Annotated in this window: 20 protein-coding genes; all 20 read left to right on the top strand. The window is 36.6% G+C overall.

Annotated elements, in window-relative coordinates:
* Nucleotides 1-13: 13 nt before the first annotated feature.
* A complete protein-coding gene (rfbA, locus tag ACMUMK_RS11805; protein WP_414701310.1) occupies nt 14-898 on the top strand; it encodes a glucose-1-phosphate thymidylyltransferase RfbA in 885 nt (294 codons plus the stop codon).
* Complete coding sequence (gene rfbC / locus ACMUMK_RS11800; protein ID WP_414701309.1) at nt 898-1,446, top strand: dTDP-4-dehydrorhamnose 3,5-epimerase; 549 nt, start codon at nt 898-900, stop codon at nt 1,444-1,446. The genes rfbA and rfbC overlap by 1 nt, the downstream gene beginning before the upstream one ends.
* A gap of 29 nt (nt 1,447-1,475) precedes the next feature.
* Entirely contained in the window at nt 1,476-2,339 is an 864-nt protein-coding gene (gene rfbD, locus ACMUMK_RS11795) for a dTDP-4-dehydrorhamnose reductase (protein WP_414701308.1), read from the top strand.
* A gap of 16 nt (nt 2,340-2,355) precedes the next feature.
* Nucleotides 2,356-3,456: a dTDP-glucose 4,6-dehydratase gene (rfbB, locus tag ACMUMK_RS11790; RefSeq protein WP_414701307.1), complete on the top strand. Its 1,101-nt coding sequence runs from the start codon at nt 2,356-2,358 to the stop codon at nt 3,454-3,456.
* A gap of 152 nt (nt 3,457-3,608) precedes the next feature.
* A complete protein-coding gene (locus ACMUMK_RS11785) occupies nt 3,609-6,242 on the top strand; it encodes a hypothetical protein (protein ID WP_414701306.1) in 2,634 nt (877 codons plus the stop codon).
* Nucleotides 6,243-6,254: 12 nt separating this feature from the next.
* Nucleotides 6,255-7,493, top strand: a complete 1,239-nt coding sequence (locus ACMUMK_RS11780; RefSeq protein ID WP_414701305.1) for a hypothetical protein — start codon at nt 6,255-6,257, stop codon at nt 7,491-7,493.
* 138 nt (nt 7,494-7,631) lie between these two features.
* Nucleotides 7,632-8,306 carry a 6-hydroxymethylpterin diphosphokinase MptE-like protein gene (locus tag ACMUMK_RS11775; RefSeq protein ID WP_414701304.1) on the top strand — a complete coding sequence of 225 codons (675 nt, stop codon included), beginning with the start codon at nt 7,632-7,634 and terminating at the stop codon, nt 8,304-8,306.
* 85 nt (nt 8,307-8,391) lie between these two features.
* Nucleotides 8,392-9,255, top strand: coding sequence for an SMP-30/gluconolactonase/LRE family protein (locus ACMUMK_RS11770; RefSeq protein ID WP_414701303.1), 864 nt, complete (start codon nt 8,392-8,394; stop codon nt 9,253-9,255).
* Entirely contained in the window at nt 9,252-10,166 is a 915-nt protein-coding gene (locus tag ACMUMK_RS11765; RefSeq protein ID WP_414701302.1) for a glycosyltransferase, read from the top strand. Before ACMUMK_RS11770 ends, ACMUMK_RS11765 begins: the two co-directional genes overlap by 4 nt.
* Nucleotides 10,159-10,857, top strand: a complete 699-nt coding sequence (locus tag ACMUMK_RS11760) for an acylneuraminate cytidylyltransferase family protein (RefSeq protein WP_414701301.1) — start codon at nt 10,159-10,161, stop codon at nt 10,855-10,857. The genes ACMUMK_RS11765 and ACMUMK_RS11760 overlap by 8 nt, the downstream gene beginning before the upstream one ends.
* Before the next feature lie 17 nt (nt 10,858-10,874).
* On the top strand, nt 10,875-11,813 hold the full coding sequence (locus ACMUMK_RS11755; RefSeq protein WP_414701300.1) for a phosphoglycerate dehydrogenase: 939 nt from the start codon (nt 10,875-10,877) through the stop codon (nt 11,811-11,813).
* A complete protein-coding gene (locus ACMUMK_RS11750) occupies nt 11,803-12,561 on the top strand; it encodes an SDR family oxidoreductase (protein WP_414701299.1) in 759 nt (252 codons plus the stop codon). Before ACMUMK_RS11755 ends, ACMUMK_RS11750 begins: the two co-directional genes overlap by 11 nt.
* A gap of 24 nt (nt 12,562-12,585) precedes the next feature.
* Nucleotides 12,586-15,273, top strand: coding sequence for a 6-hydroxymethylpterin diphosphokinase MptE-like protein (locus ACMUMK_RS11745; RefSeq protein ID WP_414701298.1), 2,688 nt, complete (start codon nt 12,586-12,588; stop codon nt 15,271-15,273).
* 33 nt (nt 15,274-15,306) lie between these two features.
* Complete coding sequence (locus ACMUMK_RS11740) at nt 15,307-15,465, top strand: hypothetical protein (RefSeq protein WP_414701297.1); 159 nt, start codon at nt 15,307-15,309, stop codon at nt 15,463-15,465.
* An 8-nt stretch (nt 15,466-15,473) separates the two neighbouring features.
* Nucleotides 15,474-16,244, top strand: coding sequence for a sulfotransferase domain-containing protein (locus tag ACMUMK_RS11735; RefSeq protein ID WP_414701296.1), 771 nt, complete (start codon nt 15,474-15,476; stop codon nt 16,242-16,244).
* 48 nt (nt 16,245-16,292) lie between these two features.
* Nucleotides 16,293-17,390, top strand: coding sequence for a hypothetical protein (locus ACMUMK_RS11730; protein WP_414701295.1), 1,098 nt, complete (start codon nt 16,293-16,295; stop codon nt 17,388-17,390).
* 46 nt (nt 17,391-17,436) lie between these two features.
* The gene (locus ACMUMK_RS11725) at nt 17,437-18,699 is read left to right on the top strand and encodes a protoporphyrinogen/coproporphyrinogen oxidase (RefSeq protein ID WP_414701294.1); all 1,263 of its coding nucleotides are present in this window, start codon (nt 17,437-17,439) and stop codon (nt 18,697-18,699) included.
* A complete protein-coding gene (gmd, locus tag ACMUMK_RS11720) occupies nt 18,696-19,811 on the top strand; it encodes a GDP-mannose 4,6-dehydratase (protein ID WP_414701293.1) in 1,116 nt (371 codons plus the stop codon). Before ACMUMK_RS11725 ends, gmd begins: the two co-directional genes overlap by 4 nt.
* A gap of 564 nt (nt 19,812-20,375) precedes the next feature.
* A complete protein-coding gene (locus ACMUMK_RS11715) occupies nt 20,376-20,852 on the top strand; it encodes a hypothetical protein (protein WP_414701292.1) in 477 nt (158 codons plus the stop codon).
* Between the two features lies 1 nt (nt 20,853).
* The gene (locus ACMUMK_RS11710) at nt 20,854-22,782 is read left to right on the top strand and encodes a glycosyltransferase family 4 protein (RefSeq protein WP_414701291.1); all 1,929 of its coding nucleotides are present in this window, start codon (nt 20,854-20,856) and stop codon (nt 22,780-22,782) included.

Below are 22,782 nucleotides of genomic sequence, written 5' to 3'. Positions count from 1 at the left end.
ATAAAGGTTATTTATGAATAGAAAAGGAATTGTTTTAGCTGGTGGATCTGGTACACGCCTCCATCCGCTAACTTCAGTAATCAGTAAACAACTTATGCCGGTTTATGATAAGCCGATGATTTACTATCCTATATCTACATTGATGTTAGCTGGTATCAAAGACATTTTGATCATTTCAACTCCGGAAGAGTTGCCACGCTTCGAATCATTGTTAGGCACAGGTGAAGCCTGGGGACTTAACTTTAGTTATGTTGCACAACCTTCTCCTGATGGTCTTGCTCAAGCATTTTTATTGGGAGAAGAATTTATCGGTGATGACCACTGTACGCTTGTATTAGGCGATAATCTTTATTACGGGCATGATCTACAACTCTCTTTGACTAATGCAAATAAACAGACCTCTGGTGCCACCGTATTTGGTTACCACGTAACCGATCCTGAACGTTATGGTGTGGTGGATTTTGATGATGAATGGAAAGCACTGTCGATTGAAGAAAAACCGAAAAAACCTAAATCAAACTATGCAGTGACTGGCTTGTATTTCTACGATAACCAAGTGGTTGAACTGGCTAAACAAGTTAAACCTTCACACCGTGGTGAATTGGAAATTACCGATTTGAATAATCTTTATTTAGAACAAGGTAACTTAAGAGTGGAGCTAATGGGAAGGGGGTCTGCTTGGTTGGACACAGGCACCATTGACAGTTTGTTGGATGCATCTAATTTCATTGCCGCTATTGAAAAGCGACAAGGTTTAAAAATTTGTTGTCCTGAAGAAATTGCCTATCGTAAAGGTTTTATTGATGCCGCTCAGCTGAAAAAATTAGCTAAGCCACTTTTAAAAAGTGGCTACGGCAAATACTTATCTAGATTGTTAACCGAAAAAGTAAAATCCTAATGAAAGTAGTTGAAACCAGCATCCCTGATGTGAAAGTAATTGAACCTAGAGTCTTCGGTGACGAACGTGGTTATTTCATGGAAACCTTTCGCCAAGACTGGTTCAAAAAATATGTCGCCGACGTTGAATTTATACAAGACAATCACAGTAAATCCAAGCACGGTATTCTTCGAGGGTTACATTACCAATTAGAACATACTCAAGGTAAGTTAGTCAGGGTTACCAGTGGTGAAGTATATGATGTGGCGGTAGATATGCGTAAATCATCAGCAACTTTTGGCAAGTGTGTTGGCATGCTGTTGTCGGCTGAAAATAAACGTCAATTGTGGGTGCCTGCAGGTTTTGCCCATGGGTTTTATGTGACCTCAGATTTCGCCGAGTTTTGTTATCGCTGTACCGACTATTACCACCCGGAGTCGGAAGTATCCATCCGCTATGATGATCCTACTATTGGTATCAATTGGCCTTTACTTAATGGTGAAGCACCGAGTTTGTCAGCAAAAGATGAAGATGGTCTGGATTTTACTTCAGCGCCAGCTTTTAAATAATGCGTTATAGATTAATGGATGATTTTTAAATGACAATCATTGTAATCGGCAAAAGCGGTCAATTAGCCCAAGAATTAAAGTTTTTAGATAATAGTGTGCTTTGTTTAGGCCGCCGCGATATCGATATAATCAGCGCGGAAAATGTTAGCTCAGTACTCAGCCAATATAATGTAATGGGTATTATCAATGCATCTGCTTACACCGCAGTAGATAAAGCCGAATCTGAACAAGAGCAGGCTTTTGAGATCAATGCTACGGCTGTGGAGAATTTAGCCAAGTACGCAAATCAAAATTCTGTGCCATTAGTGCATGTATCTACCGATTATGTGTTTTCTGGTGATAAAGGTTCACCTTATCAGGTTGATGATGTGCATGCGCCTATCGGCGTTTACGGTGCGAGTAAAGCGGCAGGGGAAAAGGCTGTTCAGCAATTCGCACCGAGTCAGAGCTGCATTATTAGAACTAGTTGGGTGTACTCACAATTTGGCAATAACTTTGTGAAAACAATGTTGAAATTGATGGCTGAAAAGCCCGAGCTTGGCATTATTGATGATCAAATAGGCTCACCGACATCTGCCGCCGCGCTGGCTAAAGCGTGTTTATATGCAGTGAAAAATAACGTAACCGGATACCATCATTTTACTGATGCAGGTGTATGTAGTTGGTACGATTTTGCACTGGCAACTCAAGAGTTAGGTATTAAGTACGGACTATTAGATAAATCCATTCCGGTTAAGCCAATTCCAACCTCAGCGTATCCAACACCAGCGAAAAGACCAAGCTATAGTGTATTAGATAAAGCCTCCCTTAAGATGGCTTTTAACGGACTTCAACCCAAACATTGGCGGGTCGAATTGAGTGAAGTTATGCATCAAATAGCTTCAACTAAATGAATAAAAGATATTAAAAATGACTAAAAATAAAGTGTTACTTGTGACCGGCGGTGCCGGATTTATCGGTGCGAATTTCGTTCTGTATTGGATGCAAAATAACCCTAACGATAAAGTAGTGGTTTTAGATGCGCTGACTTACGCTGGTAATCTTGCAAATCTAGCTTCAGTTGAAGCAAACGAGTTCTTTGAATTTGTAAAAGGCGATATTTGTGACACAAGTTTAGTAGAGTCACTGTTACAAGAACATCAAATTGATACCATCGTGCATTTTGCCGCAGAATCTCATGTTGACCGCTCTATAACCGGGCCAGATGCCTTTATTGAAACCAATATTATTGGTACTTATAGTTTGCTTAAAGCAGCTAAAAAGGTGTGGATAGACCTTCCCAAAGCTGAAGGGCAGGAACCTTTACTACATCGTTTCCATCACGTCAGTACTGATGAAGTGTATGGCACACTTGAGCCAAATGATCCGGCTTTTACCGAAGATACGCCATATGCTCCTAATTCACCCTATTCAGCGAGTAAGGCGGCCAGTGATCACTTAGTGAGAGCTTACCATCACACCTATGGTTTAGAGGTAACCACCAGTAATTGCTCAAACAATTATGGTCCTTACCACTTCCCAGAAAAACTGATACCGCTGATCATTACCAATATTTTGAATGATAAACCTTTACCGGTGTATGGTGATGGGCAACAAATTCGTGATTGGTTATATGTTGAAGATCATGCTAGAGGCATTGAACTTGTGCTTAAAAAGGGGCGCATAGGCGAAAATTACAATATTGGCGGCCACAACGAATGGGCTAATATTGATATAGTTAAACTGGTCTGTGACAAAATGAATCAGGCATTCGCCAATAATCCTGATTTAACAGTAAAGTATCCTATGGCAACAAGAGCTGTTGAAGGCAAAGCCGAAGCGTTAGTTACTTATGTTACCGACAGGGCTGGGCATGATAGACGCTATGCTATTGATGCGACAAAAACGAATAATGAACTCAAGTATGAACCTGTTGAATCTTTCGCAAGCGGCATTGCAAAAACCATTAAATGGTATTTAGAAAACGAAAAATGGTGGAAACCATTGTTAAGTGATATTTCGAAAGTTTAGCATTTGAGCATCAGCTTAGGTTTGCCATTGCTTAAAAGTCACATAACACTGTAGAATCCAAATTTTATTTTTTGGATATAAACATAACTTACATAACGGTCTCAAATTTACTAACGTCTAGAAGCGTAAATGTTGAGAAAAGTGGAGTATAAATGAAACTTTTGGTTGTAACGGGAATAACTCACAGTAATTGGATGAAATACATTGATGCCATGGAGATTCCTTTTCCGGTCGTTTCAGCCGAAATCCAGTCAGAACTGGAAGCTCTAAGTTATCTATATGGCAAGAAAACTATAAATGCTAAAATTAAGGAAATCACTGAGCAACTTGATTCTGTGCTACCGCAAATAGTGTATTTACCTGATTGCTCAACTATTCTTGGCAGCTTATTAAAAAACGAATCAGTTAAATCTTTAGTTCTATATTCTGACCCTGTCCGTTCGATCGCAAATGGGCTAGCCGAAGATTTAATGACTGAAAATGACTGTTTGCTTGCTTTTCATAGCTGGAAAAAAGAGTTAAAAAGTTTATTTGAAATTTATCGGAAGCATAAAAGTAATTGCTTGTTACTCAATTGCCAAGAAGCGTTTGAAAAAAATAATAAATCTCAATCGCTTGTTTCGGCATTTATGCAATCAGATGTTAAAATAAGACAAAGAATAATACCTGTTTCTCAAGACAAATTATTGGCAGCAATGCTGATAAAGGAAGACGTTAATTTATTCGCATTCTACGAAGAAGCCAGAAAAAATCTACCTTCACTAGAGCAAATTGCTGTTAGTACTAGTTCACAATACGAAGCTTTGTCCTCATTAGCGTTTAATGCAATTGAAGAACACCGAAGTATACTAAAAAAGCAGGAAGCTAAGTTAGAAAAAATTGAGAAAGAGCAAAATGGAATGCAATTACAATGTATAGATTTACTTCAACAAAAACAGGTTTTACAAACTAATATTGGTGGATTATTCAAAAATATATCAGAACTTAATTCCGAAAGAGATAAATTAATTACTAGAGTGGCTGATACAAATAAGAATTGCGAACTTCAAGTATTGCAAATTAATCAACTTGAAGAAGAGTTGGAGATGAGCTACAAAACATTGGAAAGTGATAGGCAGAATCTTCAACAGCTTGATAAAAAATTAATAAAGCAAAAAGAAAGTTTTGCAATGACTGAAAAAAATTTGAAAAATGACATAGCTAAGCTCTCGTTACAAATTGCTTCAACAAATCCAGAATCAGAAAGTCAAAATATTGAAAAAGAAAAGATTCGAGATTTAGCTGCAGAAAATAAATTAAATATTTTACAAATTAGTCAACTTCAAGAAGAACTTGAGTACTACTTCCAAAAATTACAAGAAAAGGATTCGGCTGAAATGTCTATCGGTGAATATAGCTATAAACCTGTCCAAAAAGTATATGACAAATGTTCGGTTAAACAAGCTGAAATATTAGCGGGTTATAGCACCGAAGGATACCGAGATATTCAATTGAAGTTGAATCAAGTCGCCATTGCCGATGGTAGAGTTTTCGAGTCCGTTTATTGTAAACTTTTAGAAGTAGACGGTAGACTTGGCATTGAATTTAGGCCGGTAGATGGTAACTTTGATTTAACTTGGATCGACGAATTAAATGATGATTATGGTAATTATATAACCTACATTCCTAACCCCAGTGAGAATCAGCTAGCACGCCAACATATAATCGATCAAAGTTTAAATGCCAGCGATAGATTAGCAATTATAAGTATCGCTTCATTGTTATATGACGCAATGCAAACTGATGATCTTATTATCAGTAAGGAAATGCTTGAGGGGGAACTTAGAGACTGGCGTCTTAATGCAATTGAATTAAAAAATCAGATTGGGTCACTTCCGGTTTGGTTGAGCTTTGACCATGTTTTATTGATAGAGGAGTTGCGCACTGAAGGCTATGAACATTTGTGGTTTAAATTTGAAAAATTGTTAATAAATGATCAATATTTTCCTGAATTTGACGTCAAATTTGCGGCTACAGGAGACAAAGATGAAATTCTGTTTACAGATCAAATTACCCTTGAGTTACGCGAACTGGCTTCTGGTTATGCACCTCTTCAAGCTTGGCCTCCAGAAATAAAAGATAATTTTGGTTACAAGTTCCAAGTGAATATTAATTTACTAGGTGATTCTTTGAATGTCTCTTTAACAGACAAAGTGTCAAAGCGGGATAAACAGCTGATTCGACATTTGATAAAAAATATTAATAACTTTATTCAAGCAATAACAGATCAGGGAACTGTACTAAGCAGAGATAGGCTCGATTGGATGAAGGTTGGCTCTTTGACTGAATCGTTTGCTGAACCGGCACCATCGGATAGTAAAGAACACATCGAAGCAAAAGTAGAAAAACAACTTAAGGATCAATTTCAGTTTGCAGAATTCGTCGATTTAGGTGGTTATCAACATCTGATATTTGACTATGCAATGGATGATAATAAATTAAAGTTAAAGGTGAGAGTGGAAGATATTAACTTTGAAAATGGTCAAGCAAAGGTAGCGTTAGAGTTGCGTACCGGAGATGAGCTAGTCCCTTTGGCAAATAGTGACTATTTCGCTGAAGATGATTATGGGCCACGAGTTTTGATTGACCTCAGTGATGTAGAAATGCTTATTTCAGATGAAACACTTGACATCGAACATCGTGCTCTATTACAAGGATTTATTGGTGCTTTGCCGGATCTAATCGAAACAATTCAAGATATTGATGACCAAGCGCAGATAAATTGGATAAGCTGGATCAGTGAATAATAGAAGTCTGGTTTGTCACTTATAAAACCCCTATCAATATGGGTAGTTGACCCAGGGCTGATGGAAGCAGGGGGACACCATGCCGCGTTGGCTGAATCTTTGTGCCAGTATCAGTGTCAAGGTTCGATTGTTAATGAAAGCAACGTAAGTGTTCTGGCGTTTAGTCATCAACTTCTTGATCACAATTTAAAAGTTAAACTTGAAAATGCGGGTATAGCGATAACATTGTTTTTTGAAACCTTATTCTATAAACACTTTCATGATGGCGCTGTGCTTGGGCCTGCTGGTTTACAAAGTTATGTGCGTAAACTTTGCAAAGAATACGAAATTGTGCTTTTGAACGCATGCGATCAGATTAATAAGAATGGGGAAAATATTGTTTTATTTTTTCCGTGTTTAAACTGGGAGCATGCATGGGCGTTAAATTTAGCGATTAACCTGCATCGGTCGCATATTGAAAACTCAAAATTGAAATTAGTCTGTTGTGGTATGTATAGCGCAACTGATTTACACAATTCTTCAAATAAAAAAATTTGGTATCGATTGGGTTTTAACGGTTTGATGTCAGTAACTAACCTTACATTGTACTGCAGTGAATATGAACTTTGTTATGAATATCAAAGATTGTTAGATTGCAAATCTATTTCAGTACATCCCTGTTACTTAATGGCTTGGGATTCTATCTCGCGAAACCATCTCCTTTCTGTTCAGTTAACATTACCAGACAATACAGTTTTACTTTATGCAGGAGACGCAAAAGTGGACAAAGGTTTTAATCGTTTACCTGAGTTGCTTGCAAAAAGTCTGTCAAATACACCTGACGACACATTCTTTTTAATCCAATATACTTTGGCTTGGGATTACCCCGAGCTTAATAATACGTTAAAAATATTACAAAGTTGGGCAAACAAAGAACCTCGCTTGATAATACATCACGGGTTTTGGTCCAATCAAGAAATGGCATATGTTTTGAGGAATATTAAACAAGTAGTGTGTACTTATGACACTCTAGTATATGAAAATAAAAGTTCTGGCCTTGTATGGATGTTGGCTTATTTTAATGTTCCTTTTGTCATTGCAGGTCGCTGTTGGCTAACGCGAGAAGCCGATAGGTTAGGAGCAAATTACACAGTCAATACAAAATTGAGTTTAAAAAATATTAAAATTGAACCGGAGATGAAGGAGAACGATAATTTAACTTACAAAAATTTATTGTTCGATTCGTTGATTAGATGGCTAGTTAATCATTAGATAAATAATGAGAAAATCAAATTGTAGGATTTAATTAACTTATTGCGTTGAGTTCTAATGCTCTGGATTTCTACATGGATTTAGCTTTGAGTCTGTATAGTATTTCTAGCCCGAAAAATAATAAAGGAAGGACCATTTTTGCTGGAGTATTTAAAAAATCGTCATTTTGGAGAGCGGGCAATAATTATATGCAACGGTCCATCTTTAAATCAAATGGACCTTTCTTTTTTAAAAAGAGAAAAAACGATCGGTTTAAATAAAATTTATCTTGGATTTAAAAAGTTTAATTTCTATTCAAACTATTATGTGGCGGTTAATAAAAAAGTATTAGAACAATCTCATCAGGAAATTAATCGACTGACATGTCACAAGTTCCTGAGTAATAGATGCACAGATTTATTTCAAAAGGATTGTTTAACACATGTAATTAAGACTAATAATCCACCTGCACGATTCAGTACTGATCTGTTACAAGGAATGGAAGAAGGGTGGACGGTTACCTATGCTGCTTTGCAAGTTGCATATTATTTGGGTTTTAAAGATATATTTATCATTGGTATGGATCACCGTTTTGAATATAATGGTGCGCCAAATGCTGAAAGTGTTATGACACAGAGTGATCCTAATCACTTTAGTCCAGATTATTTTGCCAAAGGTAGTAAATGGGACAATCCCGATTTAGAAAATTCAGAACGCTCATATGAGATTGCGAGGCAAGTGTACGGAGAAAACAATAGACGTATATTTGATGCTACAGTAAATGGGAATTGTGATATTTTTGAAAAAGTTGATTATAAATCTATTTTCTTTTAATTCGTTATTTAAAGCAAACAGACAAGACATAATTAAAGCTAAATTGCCAGCAGGTTTCCTAAAATAAGAGAAATTAAAAAGAATAATGACAAAGTTTTATCTTTCAGAATCACCTGTATGGCATGATTCTACAAACAAGTGGATGTGGACGGATATTCAGGATAAGCATATTTATCAATCATCTGATAGCCTCTTAGTTGATGAAAATAAATTTAGTAAAAAAAACGTTCCACAAATGGTGTCTAATTTATTTCTATCCAGCGATAACTTTATTCTAGCCACTGGTGAAGATTGTATTTTCAAAATTAATTTATCTTCAAATAGAATCGATAAACAAATTACACTCCCTCATTCAAACTTATTTCGATGTAACGACGGCACTGTAGGCCCAGATGGCAAGTATTGGTTTGGCACGATGGAAAAAAGTCCTACAGGTTTGAACGGTGAGGTATACTCTTTAGATGAGAGTATGAAGTTAGTTGCGCAAAATGCCCCCATTGGTATTCCCAATTCTTTCATTTGGTTAGATGATTCTTCAATTTTAATTTCAGATTCTTTACTACAAAAAACCTATAAGGTTAGTCTAGCAGCAAATGGAAAGTTGGATTGGGTCAATCGAACTATTTGGTTGGATTTGTCTGATACAGACTGCACTCCTGATGGCGGTGCAATTGATGAAAAAGGGAATATATGGTTAGCAATATGGGGGGGAGCAGCTATTCATAAATATTCCGCCGGTGGAGAGTTACTGGATAAAATCCAGCTAAAGGCATTGCAACCTACTTCTTGTGCTTTTGGGGGGGCGAATATGGACTGCTTATTAATTACAACCGCTACGGAGGGGTTATCAGGTGAACACCTTGTTCAGTACCCTGATTCTGGTGAGGTTTTAATGCACCGACTTTCGGTAAAGGGAAAATCGCTTCCCAAGTTTAGGATGACAGCGTGAAAAAGTTAGCAACGGTAGTCATAAGAACATTCAACGAAGCACGTTATCTTGATGAGTTACTTAGTGAAATAAGCAAACAAAATACAAATGTCGTTGAAAATGAAGTTGTTATTGTGGACTCTGGCTCAACAGATAACACGCTTGAAATAGCCGAAAAACACAACTGTAGAATAACTCATATCAAACAATCAGAGTTTACCTTTGGTCGATCCCTTAACATAGGGTGTGAATTCGCTAAAGGCGATATACTCGTCTTTGTAAGCGGGCATTGTATTCCCGCAAGTGTTGATTGGCTAGACGAATTGTGCCGGCCAATAGTTGAACAAGTTGCGGTTTATACCTACGGTCGACAAATGGGTAGAGACACGACTAAATATTCAGAAACAAAACATTTTGATAAATGGTTCCCTGAGTATTCCAAAATTCCCCAAGAAGGTTTCTTTTGTAATAATGCTAATGCTGCTGTTTCTCGTGAATCCTGGGAAAAATTTGGTTTTAATGAAGAGCTTACGGGCTTAGAAGATATGTATTTGGCCAAGCAACTTGTAGAGTCCGGTGTGAAAATTGGTTATGTATCCAGTGCTCCTGTTTATCATATACACGATGAACCTTGGAGCAAACTTCGGACGCGCTATGAAAGAGAAGCTTATGCTTTGCAAAAGATTATGCCTGAAGTTCATTTTTCATTTACTGACTTTTTACGCTTTCTAATTTCTGGCGTGATGTCAGATTTTGCAGCAGCTATTCGCGAAAAATTGTTTCTAAAGCGATGTGTTGAAATTGTGCTGTTTCGATACAATCACTATTGGGGCACTTACAAAGGAAACCACGAGATGCGGAAGCTTTCAGCAAAACAAAAGTTTCATTATTTTTATCCTAAAGACGTTGAGAAAGAGTTTTATCATGACTAAAAAAATTGTCGCACTGTTGCCTATGAAGGCAAATAGTTCGCGGGTTAAAGGAAAAAATTTCAAGGAGTTTTGCGGTAAACCGCTGTTTCGTTGGATACTTGATAGCCTTTTAGCTGTTGAAGAAATTGATCAGATTATTATTAATACTGATGCGCGGGATATTTTAGCTGAAAATGGATTGGTTGATACAAACCGCATCCTTATTCGTGACCGGAAAGATGAAATATGTGGTGATGATGTATCAATGAATTTAGTTTTGGCAGATGATATTGCCAACATTGAAGCGGATATGTATTTAATGACGCATACAACCAATCCGCTCCTTAGTCCGGTGACAATAAGCAAAGCGATTAGTGAGTTTTCTAATGCGCAAAATGAGAGAGATGTAGATTCATTGTTTACTGTGAATAAAATACAAACTCGATTTTATCGGGAAGATTGTTCACCTATAAATCATGATCCAGATAATTTGATTCCCACTCAAAACTTAGAACCTTGGTACGAAGAGAATTCAAATCTTTATATTTTTACCCGTGACAGTTTTGCCAAAACTCAAGCTCGTATAGGTAAAAAACCCATGATGTTGGAAACGCCCGCTATGGAATCTTCAGATATAGATACGCCTGACGATTGGGATAGAGCGATAGTGACGACACATTATTTTATTCAAAAGGGATTGATCAAACCCTGATCAAAATAAGAGGATTTATGAAAAAAGTATTAGTTACTTGCCCACCAATGTTGGGCATGATTGAAGAGTTTTATGCTCCGGCAAAAGAATTAGGTGTTGAGCTGGTTGCAGCTAAAACAACTCAAATATTAAGTGAAGGAGAATTAATCGCTCAATTACCATCATATGATGGTTGGATTATTGGCGATGATCCTGCGACAGAGAAGGTCTTTCGAGCAGCAAAAAGCGGCCAATTAAAAGCAGCGGTTAAATGGGGAATTGGAGTCGATAATGTTGATTTTGTCGCCTGTAAAGAGTTAGGAATTCCTATTACGAATACACCGAATATGTTTGGTGGTGAAGTGGCCGATCTAGCCATCGGCTTTATGCTGGGACTAGCCCGTGAAACCTTTTATATTGATAGAGAAATACGTAGTAATTTCGCATGGCCTAAGCCTCCAGGAATGAGTGTTGCAGGTAAAACCGTTGGGGTAGTTGGCTTTGGTGATATTGGCTTAAATACGGTTAAACGCTTGTCAGGTTTCGACGTAAATGTTGTTGTTTACGATCCAGGTGTTGAAGGAAATCAAGGGTTTGACTTTGTCACACGAAAAGTATTTCCTGAAGGTTTAGAAGAGCTTGATTTTCTTATTTTCACTTGTGCATTAAATAAGCATAACTTTCATATGCTCAATGCTGAGACAATCGCTAAGTTAAAAGAGGGCTGTAAAGTGGTTAACGTAGCCCGAGGACCATTAATAGATGAACCTGCTCTTATCGCAGCTTTACAATCTGGTCATGTTTCAGCTGCAGCACTTGACGTTTTTGAAGAAGAACCGTTACCTAAAGCATCCCCACTAAGAGACATGCCGCAATGTATTTTTGGTACGCACAATGGCTCAAATACTAAGGAAGGCGTACGTCGAGCAACTTCAGACGCAATTAGTAAGATCGCCAGGTTTTTAAATGACAATTAAGGATAAACCCTGGGCGCTTATTACTGGTGCGAATGGCGGCATAGGTAAAGCTCTAGTCGATGAGTTTGTCGGTAATGGTTATCGTGTAATAGCGACCGATATATCTCATCGAACTAATATCACTAATGAAGAAGTCATATTTTTACAAATTGATCTGCAAAAAATTGTATCAGACGAAATTTATGCCTCGGACTTTTTGGCTCAAGTAACTGAGATTAGTAATGGCGTTGGAATTTCTGCATTAATTAATAATGCCGCTATACAAATTTTAAGTGATTGCCAAACTATCAGTCGATCGCAATGGCAAAACAGTTTTGATGTCAATTTATCTGCGCCATTTTTTATGGTTCAAACGTTTTTAGATGATTTAATAAAAAACGCGGGCGCAGTTGTAAATATGAGTAGCATCCACGCAACACAAACGAAAAAGAGCTTTGTGGCTTATGCAACAACTAAAGCTGGCTTAAGCTCTTTAACGCGAAATTTGGCAATCGATTTAGGTAGTACAGTAAGAGTAAATGCCATAGAGCCAGCAGCGGTTGGTACTGATATGTTAAAAGCTGGTTTCGCTGGCAATGTGCAAGGTTACAAAGCACTGGAGCTTTTCCATCCGATAGCAAGAATAGCATCCCCTAAAGAAGTAGCAGAATTAGCTTTATTTTTATGTTCAGACAAGGCTAATTTTGTGCATGGTGCGTGTATCAGTGCATCAGGTGGAATTCAAGGGTGTTTGAGTGACCCTGGTTAAACTTAAAATATTGGTTGTAAATATATGAATAAAAATGAGTTCGAAAAACTTAACACAGTTCTTAAGTTAACTATAAAAAGTCAGTACAAAGCCGCTAGTAAACTTTTATCGACGGTGGATAGGAACCTACTTTCTGAAAATTCCAAAGTTACTTTTGATAAGGTTACTAAAATATTATCAGAGGAAAAACCTCATCCGGTTGAATATATTGAATCCAACTCAAGCGGAAAGGGGGTGGTTTATTGTATTTTGGCAATGGGTCATGAAACAGATGTTTTAAAAATGACTGTTAGCCCACTTATTCAACAATTGAGTAGTGATGATTCAATCTTTATTTTGTTTAATGGGTTCAAAGAGCATTCACTAAAAGTTCATTTAGAAAAGCACTCAGGCGTCCATGTTTGGGAGTCTACTGCTAATCTAGGAGTTGCAGGAGGTCGCAACTTATTATACTCCAAAGCTTTGTCAACATCGTATTCGTTTGAGTACGTAGTAACGCTTGATAACGATGTTATTGTCCCAAATGATTTCAATAAAATAATTAAAGAAGAACTTGTTGTAAATTACGACTCGAAAAATGTAGGTATTCTAGGTGCCGTAATTTTAGACTATAAAAAACAAAAAGTTAAAAATTTTATCAGTGATAATTTTCTCGGATTTCCCGGCTACCTATCTTCTATTAATTACAATTTGTTTACTGATGATATTAAGCAATTCATTAATAATAACAAAAAGAAGTTGGATACTATTCTGTGGCATATTGGAATAGATAAAAGTTATCAAGATGCTTACATCGAAAGAACCGATTTATATCAAACATTTCGACAAGAGAAGCAAACATACTTTCCATTTTTAGCTCATGCGCCATCTAACACAGACTTAATATCTCAAGACTTATTTGAAGTATCAAATGTTCCTGGTTGTTTGCAAATTATTTCAACGGCCAATATGAAAGAAGCAGGTTTGTTAGATGAGCGTTTTTCTCCCTATTTTTTTGAAGATTCTGAATATTCTATACGTCTAATGAAAATGGGCAAAAGTAATTATATTTCGACAGAAATCGCTCTTTTTCATGGGACAGATAATCGCCATTTAGAAAGGAAGAAAGTGGGGTCAAAGTTCGACTTTTTTTCTAACGAATATCGGGCTAGAGTCATACTTTTTGATAAACTTGGCGTTGAAAATGGGTTAGTGAAGTTGATACATCAAAGTCTTGTACGCTTTTTTAGCGAAAAAGATACGACAAAAGCGTTGCCTGAATTAGTTGCTGCGCTTGTTGGTATGAGGCGAGGAATGATTCAACTAGGGAAAGTTGATGAAATTGGTGATAAGTTGGAGTGTGATTTATTTAAGGTATTGCCTAATCTAGAGCAATTTATCCAAAATTCAAAAGCATCTAAAAAAGTAAATAAAGAAATTTCATTTAGTAATTCTTTACCAGACCCAAAAAAGGATCTCCCACAAGTTTATTTTTCTCAATTGAAGAAATTTCGAAATATTTACGAAGGACAGGATTGTTTAATCGTATGTAATGGACCTTCTCTAAAAGATACAAATTTAGGCTTGTTCGCAGGAATGCCTACTTTTTGCGTTAACTCAACTTTTATTCTCCAAGAGCAACTCGATTTTAAACCAGATTTTTTTACTGTAGAAGATAATCATGTAATAGATGATAACTTAGACAACATTGTAAGCATGAAAAGTGGCGTGAAGTTTTTTCCCAACAAGTACAGGGAGAAATTTGGAGATGTTAATAAAACCTACTATCTTCCGACTATTTGGGATTGTTACTGGAAGTCTAAGATAAGTCACGAGAATCCGGAGTTTAGTGAAGACATTACTAGAGGCGTATATACAGGGCAAACAGTAACCTATTTAAATTTACAACTTGCTTATTATATGGGTTTTAAAAGAGTGTTTATTGTTGGGCTGGATTTTTCATATTCTATTCCCAAAGGCTCTAAAATTGATAACAATTCAATTGATCATGACGACGACGACCCAAATCATTTCCATGCCAGTTATTTTGGTAAGGGGCGTCAATGGCATTTTCCAAAACTGGATAGCTGTATGGTATCCTATACAATAGCTAATGAACGTTTTAATAGGGATGGACGAGAAGTCATAGACCTAACAAAAAATGGATGTCTTAATGTCTTTAGAAAATCTACAGTTGAAGTTGAATTGGATATTGAAAAGTCGCCGAAATCAATTGATAAAGGATTGAGCTTTAAGCAGTACTTGCTCGATCTGATGTATGCAAAATACTGCTTAAACAAGAGTCTACAAATAGATTATATGATTCACGAAAATAATAATTTTGTATCCGCTGCTCATAATCATATACATAGCTGGGTTTATACAGAGCAGGCAAAGTACTATGAGTCTTTATTGGAGGCCGTTTGTTGCAAATCTAACAACCAAACAGTTGCATATCTAAAAGAAAAAATTTTTGTCAGCTCAGATATAATTGAATGCTACCAGCTTCCATTTTGTGACTGGTTATCATCTCAAATGAATGTCAAATATGCCGAACTAACGGACTGTTCTGAAGCTAATGCCAAGTTAGTATCGGAAAGTGGAGTGATATTCCTCCCCAATAACGCAAAAGGTATTGCTTCATTAAAATTAATTTTGAAACAATACGCCGGAATCTCTAAGGTAGTTGTATATGCAGATAATGCTAAGGTTTTAATTAAGTACATTGATTAACAAGTAGTCCATTTTAAAGTTACAGGTGTAAAAATGAATAATATTGAGAAGAAAGTTGATGATATGGCTAGACAGCTAGCACACTCTTTAAAGAATGGCAGCATTAATAGCGTGTTAATAGAGTATATAAAGACGCTTGAAGCACAACTTAGTGAAGCAAATGAAAAGCTTAACAATACAAATAAAAAATAAGTGAACGTATGATTATCTTAAATGTAAGCGGGTATAAAACTGGAGGAACTTGGCTCCAAAATATTTTGAATGTTGGAACGTCGAATTTTCATTTAATGAGAGATACCGAAGAGCTTAAGGAAATTGATACCGAAAAAGAGTATTTCAAATTACCTATTCAGTTTGGCAGTTTGGAGAATTTTAAAAAACTTAATAACGCGATTAGTTTGTCTAAGCTGGCAGGGCGATTTGACGTTTTGGAAAAAGTACATTTTTACAGTAATGAGGGCTCTTTAGTCTCTTTGTTGGCGAAAAGTAATATTCGCTATTTTATAATGGTCAGAGACTACAGGGATTTAATTGTATCAAGGTTCTATCATGAAATAGCTTCTGGGAGAGTTTCTGGTGATTTCTCGGAGTTTTTTACTGCAAATGCCAAGAAATTTCTTATAGAGGCTCACAATTACAATGCATTTTGGATGAAAGTAAAACAACACACTCCTAATGTTCATATAATAGATTACGCAAATTTGAAAAATGATTACAATAACGAGATTAACAAGATAAGAGTGTTTTTAGATGGTACGAATTTTTCTTGTGATAAAGTTGCACATTTAAACAATATAAAAAATAACCGTAAATTCCATACAGATAAGTGGATGGATGCGTTTAAAAGTGCTGGAGGAGACTTTTATAGAAAAGGAATAATTGGAGATTATAAAAATTACTTTTCGGAAATTCAACTTAAAGAATTTGATACGTGGTTGACTGACTTAAAACGAGATCATAGTGAAAAGTGATTTCTGTGTTTTATAATTTTTAATTAATATTCATTAAAGGAGAGCATTTTGAGCAAAAACGTAATAATAGTCGGACTTAGAATATCCGAATTAAAAGGGAAACCTCAACATACTTTATTAGGTAACCCAATGCGTTCTTGGGCTTTATTTGAAAGACTTGGAAGATATGGTTTTAATACTCAACTTTTTGTAGGCGCAGGCTGCGACATAGATGAACCTATTCAACAAGAATTTGGGGACAGGTTAATAGTTGATAGCCAAGAATTTATTAAAAAAGCTAGTGAAAATGATTGTATCGTTATTGTCTGTGGAACACGAATTCACGAAACTATAGCGCAGCATCCTTGGGTACTAGATATTAGAAATGCTAAAATAGTTTTAGCACAGTGTTACCATAACAGACCTGAACTTTTACCAATCGAATTTTCATCCCAAATTAAACACGCGTTATTTGTTACACCTCGGTATTTGTGTGCCTGGAATGCTGATTATCCTACTATACCCTCATCAATAATGACAACTGGTCAAGTTGATAAGGAGCCAAATGCACTTGAATCAAATGGTGATGCTATATTTGTAGGCCATATTCATAATTTAAAATTCCTAAACTTAATGGCTAAGCTTGCAGAAAACAACGTAGATAAAAACTTTCATGTAGTTACTTCACGAATTAAAAATAGTGAAGGTAAGTATGTGGTTATGAAGGATTATGATGAAGAGGAAAGAAATGATGTTTTTGCCGCTTTAGTTAAACGTATCTATGGAACCGCCTGTCCAGATAACCTAATTTACCATTTTCTTCCTCCCGGTAAAGAAGAGTCTTTGATGGATAAGGTATCTGTAGGTATTGATTACACATGGAATCCTGACTGGGTATTAGACAATTCTAAAGTACCTTATTATCTAACTTATGGACTGAATATAATTGCACACTTACCTGCTCCGTCTCACCGTTTTGTTACTAGATTTGATGCGGGGGTTAATGTCGAACAGGCGGCTAATTTCAATACTTGGGATAAGTCTTTTAAACAGTTAACAACGTTGCCAGTAGAACATAAAAATGCTAGAAGATATGAGAGTGGTAAGTTTTTTTCTTGGGATAATGTTGCATTTGACGTAGCTGCAGTGCTTTTAAATATCGAATAAGAGAATCACTTTGTTCAGAAATATTAAAATAGAATTTATTATGTAAATGAATAAACAAACTAATAATAAGAGGTTTTTGATGAATATAGCTGTAATAGGCGCTGGTATAAGTGGTCTGTCTTTTGCTAAAGCTCTTCTTCATGAAGATGAGTTTAAAGTTAAAGTATTTGAAGAAAAACCTCACATCGGAGGTATCGCGAAAGTAAAAATGGTGAATGACTTCCCTTATCATATGATTGGGGGGCATTGTTTTAACTCAAAACATCAAAACGTTTTGGATTTTGTTTTCGGTTGTGTTTTAGAAAAAGAACACTGGCAAAAGGTTGAGAGAAAAGCATCAATCTTATTTCATGGAAAGCGATTAGGTTATCCAATTGAATTTTCAATGAAAGAACTGTTCGAAAGTGAACCAGAGTTAGCTATTAATTGCGTTCTTGATTATTTAGATGCTAAAGGCGAAGAGTCTCAGGATTTAGAAGAATGGTTTATAAATAATTTTGGTAAATCATTAGCTGAGCAATATTTTATTCCATATAATAAGAAAATTTGGGGACGTGAACCTAGAGAAATGTCACCAAATTGGGTGGTTGACAAATTACCGCAACCCGTTAAACGTGACTTCGTAAAAGGACTATTGTCAGAAGCAAAGGATACGATGCCTCATGCGACTTTCTATTACCCTAAAAGTGGTACTCAAAATACATTTATTCAGGCATTGGCTAAAGATATAGACGTTGAGTTAGAAGCAAAAATAACTAATATTGCTAAACTAGAAAATGGGAAATATATGGTTAATGGTCAAGAATTTGATCATATAGTTTATACAGGCCCAATGGATAAAAGTAATGAAGTTTTTGATATTGACTCTACTGAAGTATTATCTGCAATCGCAGGGCTGAACTACAATAAAGTCACTACGATGTTGTGGGAGTCGGAACCTACTGATTACACTTGGACCTACTTACCTGATCCTGATATTCCATTTCACAGACTTATCCATATTGGAAATTTCACCACTGAAAAATACCCTGTAACTATTACCGAAACTACTGGTGTTGTGAGCTATGAAGATATGGTAAAAGCAGGAAAGTCAATTTCAATGCTGAAATCCCCTCTGGATTACAATGTTTCTGACCATGCTTATGTTGTCTTTGATAAAGGAATTGATGAGAATAAAAGTACAATTATTAATTACTTTTCAGAAACTAATATTCATTTTTTAGGTAGGTTTGGTCAGTGGGATTATTTTAATATGGATATTTGTATTCTCGAAGCTCTAAAGTTAAAAGAAAAGCTGATGCAATTGTGAAAAAAGCACTTATAACCGGCGTGACCGGACAAGATGGCTCTTATTTAGCCGAACTATTGTTAGAAAAAGGTTATGAAGTTCACGGAATTAAACGTCGTGCTTCATTATTTAATACTCAGCGTGTCGATCATATTTATGAAGATCCACATGTTGAAAATGCTAACTTCAAGTTACATTACGGCGACTTATCTGATTCGTCTAACTTAATCCGCATTATGCGTGAAGTTGAGCCTGATGAAGTGTACAACTTGGGCGCTCAGTCTCACGTTGCGGTTTCATTTGAAGCGCCAGAATACACTGCTGACGTAGATGCTTTAGGTACTTTGCGTCTGTTAGAAGCGATTCGTTTCTTAGGGTTAGAAAAGAAAACGAAATTCTATCAAGCTTCTACGTCAGAACTTTACGGTGAAGTACAAGAAATTCCACAAAAAGAAACCACCCCATTCCACCCACGTTCACCTTATGCCGTGGCAAAAATGTACGCTTACTGGATAGCAGTAAACTACCGTGAATCTTATGGTATTTATGCCTGTAACGGTATTTTGTTTAACCATGAGTCTCCGCGTCGTGGTGAAACCTTTGTAACACGTAAAATTACTCGTGCTATTGCGAACATTGCCCAAGGCCTAGAAAAGTGTTTATTCCTAGGAAATATGGATGCATTGCGTGACTGGGGTCATGCAAAAGACTACGTTCGTATGCAATGGATGATGTTGCAACAAGACAAACCAGAAGATTTTGTTATCGCTACCGGTAAACAGATTTCTGTACGTGAGTTCGTATGCATGTCTGCAGCAGAAGCGGGTATTACGCTTGAATTTAGCGGTGAAGGTGTCGATGAAATTGCTACAGTTACGGCGGTTAGCGGAGAGGATGCGCCAGGAGTAAGTGTTGGTGATGTGATTGTGAAAGTTGATCCACGTTATTTCCGTCCTGCAGAAGTTGAAACTCTACTAGGCGACCCTTCTAAAGCGAAAGAAAAGCTTGGCTGGGTACCAGAGATCAACGTAGAAGAAATGTGTGCTGAAATGGTTCGCAGTGATTTGGATAAAGCCAAACAACATGCCTTGTTAAAAGAGCACGGTTATTCAATGGCCGTTTCTAGAGAATAAGTTTTGAAAGAGTTAACAGTCCTGAATTAAGTTGACCTTATTTGATTAAAAACGTCCGATGTTTCTCATTGGGCATTTTGTATATCAAAGCCTAATAGACCATGCATACTAACCCAAACTTAAATAGTTGAATAATCTTGAATACCATAAAGGTTTTGAGTTTACTTATAAGTAATTTCTGTTTTTGCTGGATGCTTTACAATAGCCAGTTTAGACGCGAAGAAATGGTCACGTTGGGTAACTACTTTAGTTTTTGATTGCTTTAGCACTCTCTAAGAAGGGCTGAAAATTTCAACCGTATTAGTATGGTCAATTGTCAGAAACAAATCTAATCGCCACGCCTACCAAGAATATTATGATACTGAATTAATTAGTTTGGTTCGGAAAAAGTTCACTCAAGAAATTGAATTTGGAAATTATAATTTTTACTAGTTTAAACAAGGATTAGTAATAGCAAAATTGTGAACAAGCTTTCTTCAAATATCACTTTAATAGGTGCAAGCAAGCTATGAATATTGTAAACTTCGCCGCTTTATTATTATTGGTTGTGATAGGGCTTTTGCAATGAATCGAAAACTTAAAAATATTGTCAAACGCGTTATGGGGCGTGGTGATCTTCAGTATCACATTGATGCCGTAACAGCTGATATGGTATCTGGTTGGGCTTGTAATTCTTTGAAGCCAGCTCATCCGTGCAAAGTTGAATTAAAACAAGGTGATAAAACTATTGCTGAAACTAAAGCTGCTACCATGCGGGAAGATTTAGTTGCAGCTGGTATAGGAAATGGTTGTCATGGATTTGCAATTGAACTAAACATGTTACCGTTTTCAGCAGAACCTCGTGAAGTCCACCTGTTTATAAATGGCAAGCGAGTCACGCAAACTGCTATTCAACTGAAAAGCAGTTTTACTGATATATTAGGGGATTTTGCAGTAGAAGTTGAAAAGCGTATGGATGCGATGCTGGCCATTCAAACAGAGCGCATGGAGCGTGATTTTAACTATCTTAAAAGTCAGCTAAAACAAACAACGGATAAATAGAATGTTGCTAGTGGTTCCCGACCTAGTAATATTCTGCCCATTGCCACCAAAACCAAATGGTATTGCAGATTATTTAGCCGAACAATTACCGTATTTGTGTCAGCAACTTCGTGTGTGCGTAGTAATTGAAAATGCCGCGCCAAAGCCCATAACTATCCCTAAATCGGTGGTGGTTATCCGGCTCGCTGAATATTTAGCCGCTCAACATCAACTCGCTTTAGTACCCCACCTTTATCATGTGGGCAACAACCCCGATACGCAATATATGCTAGAGGTATTGTTAAACCGTCCAGGCATTGTAGTTGTACATGATCTGAATTTACATTATTTAATCGATTTAACTAATTTGAGTCTCGGCGATAAAGAGGGGTATACTCGGGCCCTGTTTAATCAATATGGCAGTGCTGGTGAAGTTATTGGACGTCAACTCTCACAATTTGGTTGGAAGGGCAATTACATGCCGCATGCATTAATGATGAATCGTTCGGTTCTTTCGGCAGCTTCTAATGTGATTGTTCACTCGGAATATTCAGCTAATGTTATTAGAGCTGAAGGACACAAAAAAGTACACGTTATCCCTCATCATCTTTCTCCTGAAATTCGACAACATCAAACTAAATTAAAAATGACGTATCGAGGCCAATTAGGAATTACTGGTACTAAATGCGTTTTAACGTCAATGGGGTTTGTAGCGAAGGCGAAACAAATTCGTGCCGTTCTAGCGTCGCTCAACCAATTGAAAAACGACGGTCAAGATTTTGTGTATATTCTTGCGGGTCAATGCAAACAGCATGAATATGATGTTTTTCAAGATATTGCTGAATTCGGTTTACAGGAACATGTAAAAGTAACTGGCTTTTTAAGTAATGAAGATTTCTTTAAATATCTGATTGCTTCTGACTTCATAGTAAATTTACGATATCCCTCTGGGGGAGAGTCTTCCGGCACCCTTACTCGAGCATTTGGGTTAGGCTTAGGGTGTATTGTGGTTAACATAGGACCATTTGCGGAAATACCTGATGATTGTGCAATTAAACTTGATTACAATGAAAGCTTTTCTGAAGAATTGACGACGGCATTGGGTGAGTTGATCTGTGATCCTAGCAAACGAATTACCCTTGGGTTAAATGCTCGCCGTTGGGTTGAATCAAGTCATAATATTCACACTACTACAGACGCATACCTAAATGTAATTAACTCTGAGCAGTTGAGGCTGTCTGATTTGAAAGGTAAAGAGTTTAAGCAGCGAACTGTAGAGTATTGTGATGCCAACTTCGAGATCAATACTTATCCTAGCAAAACGGATCTACATAGGTTTATTAATGAAGAAACCTCATTAATTTTGCAAAATAAATATGCTGGTCAACATTGGTGGCTTAATCGTTTATTGCCACTGTGTCATGGTGACGAAATTCTATATGTTGCCGATAAACTTGACGCTTTGAATCTTGCAGAAAAATTTCACGCAGTAACTAAAGACAAAACGGTAATTTATACTGCGGAAGTATTTTCCAATATGGATATTGTAGAGTTCGAACTAACATTGCCGCGTTTTTTAGTTGTTTTACCTGTACGGCTAATACAAGTAGACCCAGTGAGAGTGTTCAGTAAATTGAATCGATTATTGGAATTGGGCGCAATCGGCTGTGTTACTTTAGTTTGGGATTCAAAAATCCATAATAAGGTGATTTTAAACTCAAAATCACTAGTTGCTTATTGGAAAGCAGCCGGATTTGAAATAAATGAGGTGATTACTGGAAGTCAAGATATTTACATGATTACTCAAGCTTCAGAAAGTGAATTTGAACAAGAATGGTGTTTTTCGCTAACGAAGGTTTCTAATATCGTCAATTTAACTCCTCAACCTTTTTATTCAGGCCATTATTCGACGTTAAAAAATATGTCGGTGGGGATATCTCAAGGTGAGTAA

It is taken from the genome of Paraglaciecola sp. 2405UD69-4 (genome assembly GCF_047525415.1).
In the GTDB taxonomy this organism is placed as follows: domain Bacteria; phylum Pseudomonadota; class Gammaproteobacteria; order Enterobacterales; family Alteromonadaceae; genus Paraglaciecola.
This window is presented reverse-complemented; position numbering and strand designations above follow the sequence as displayed.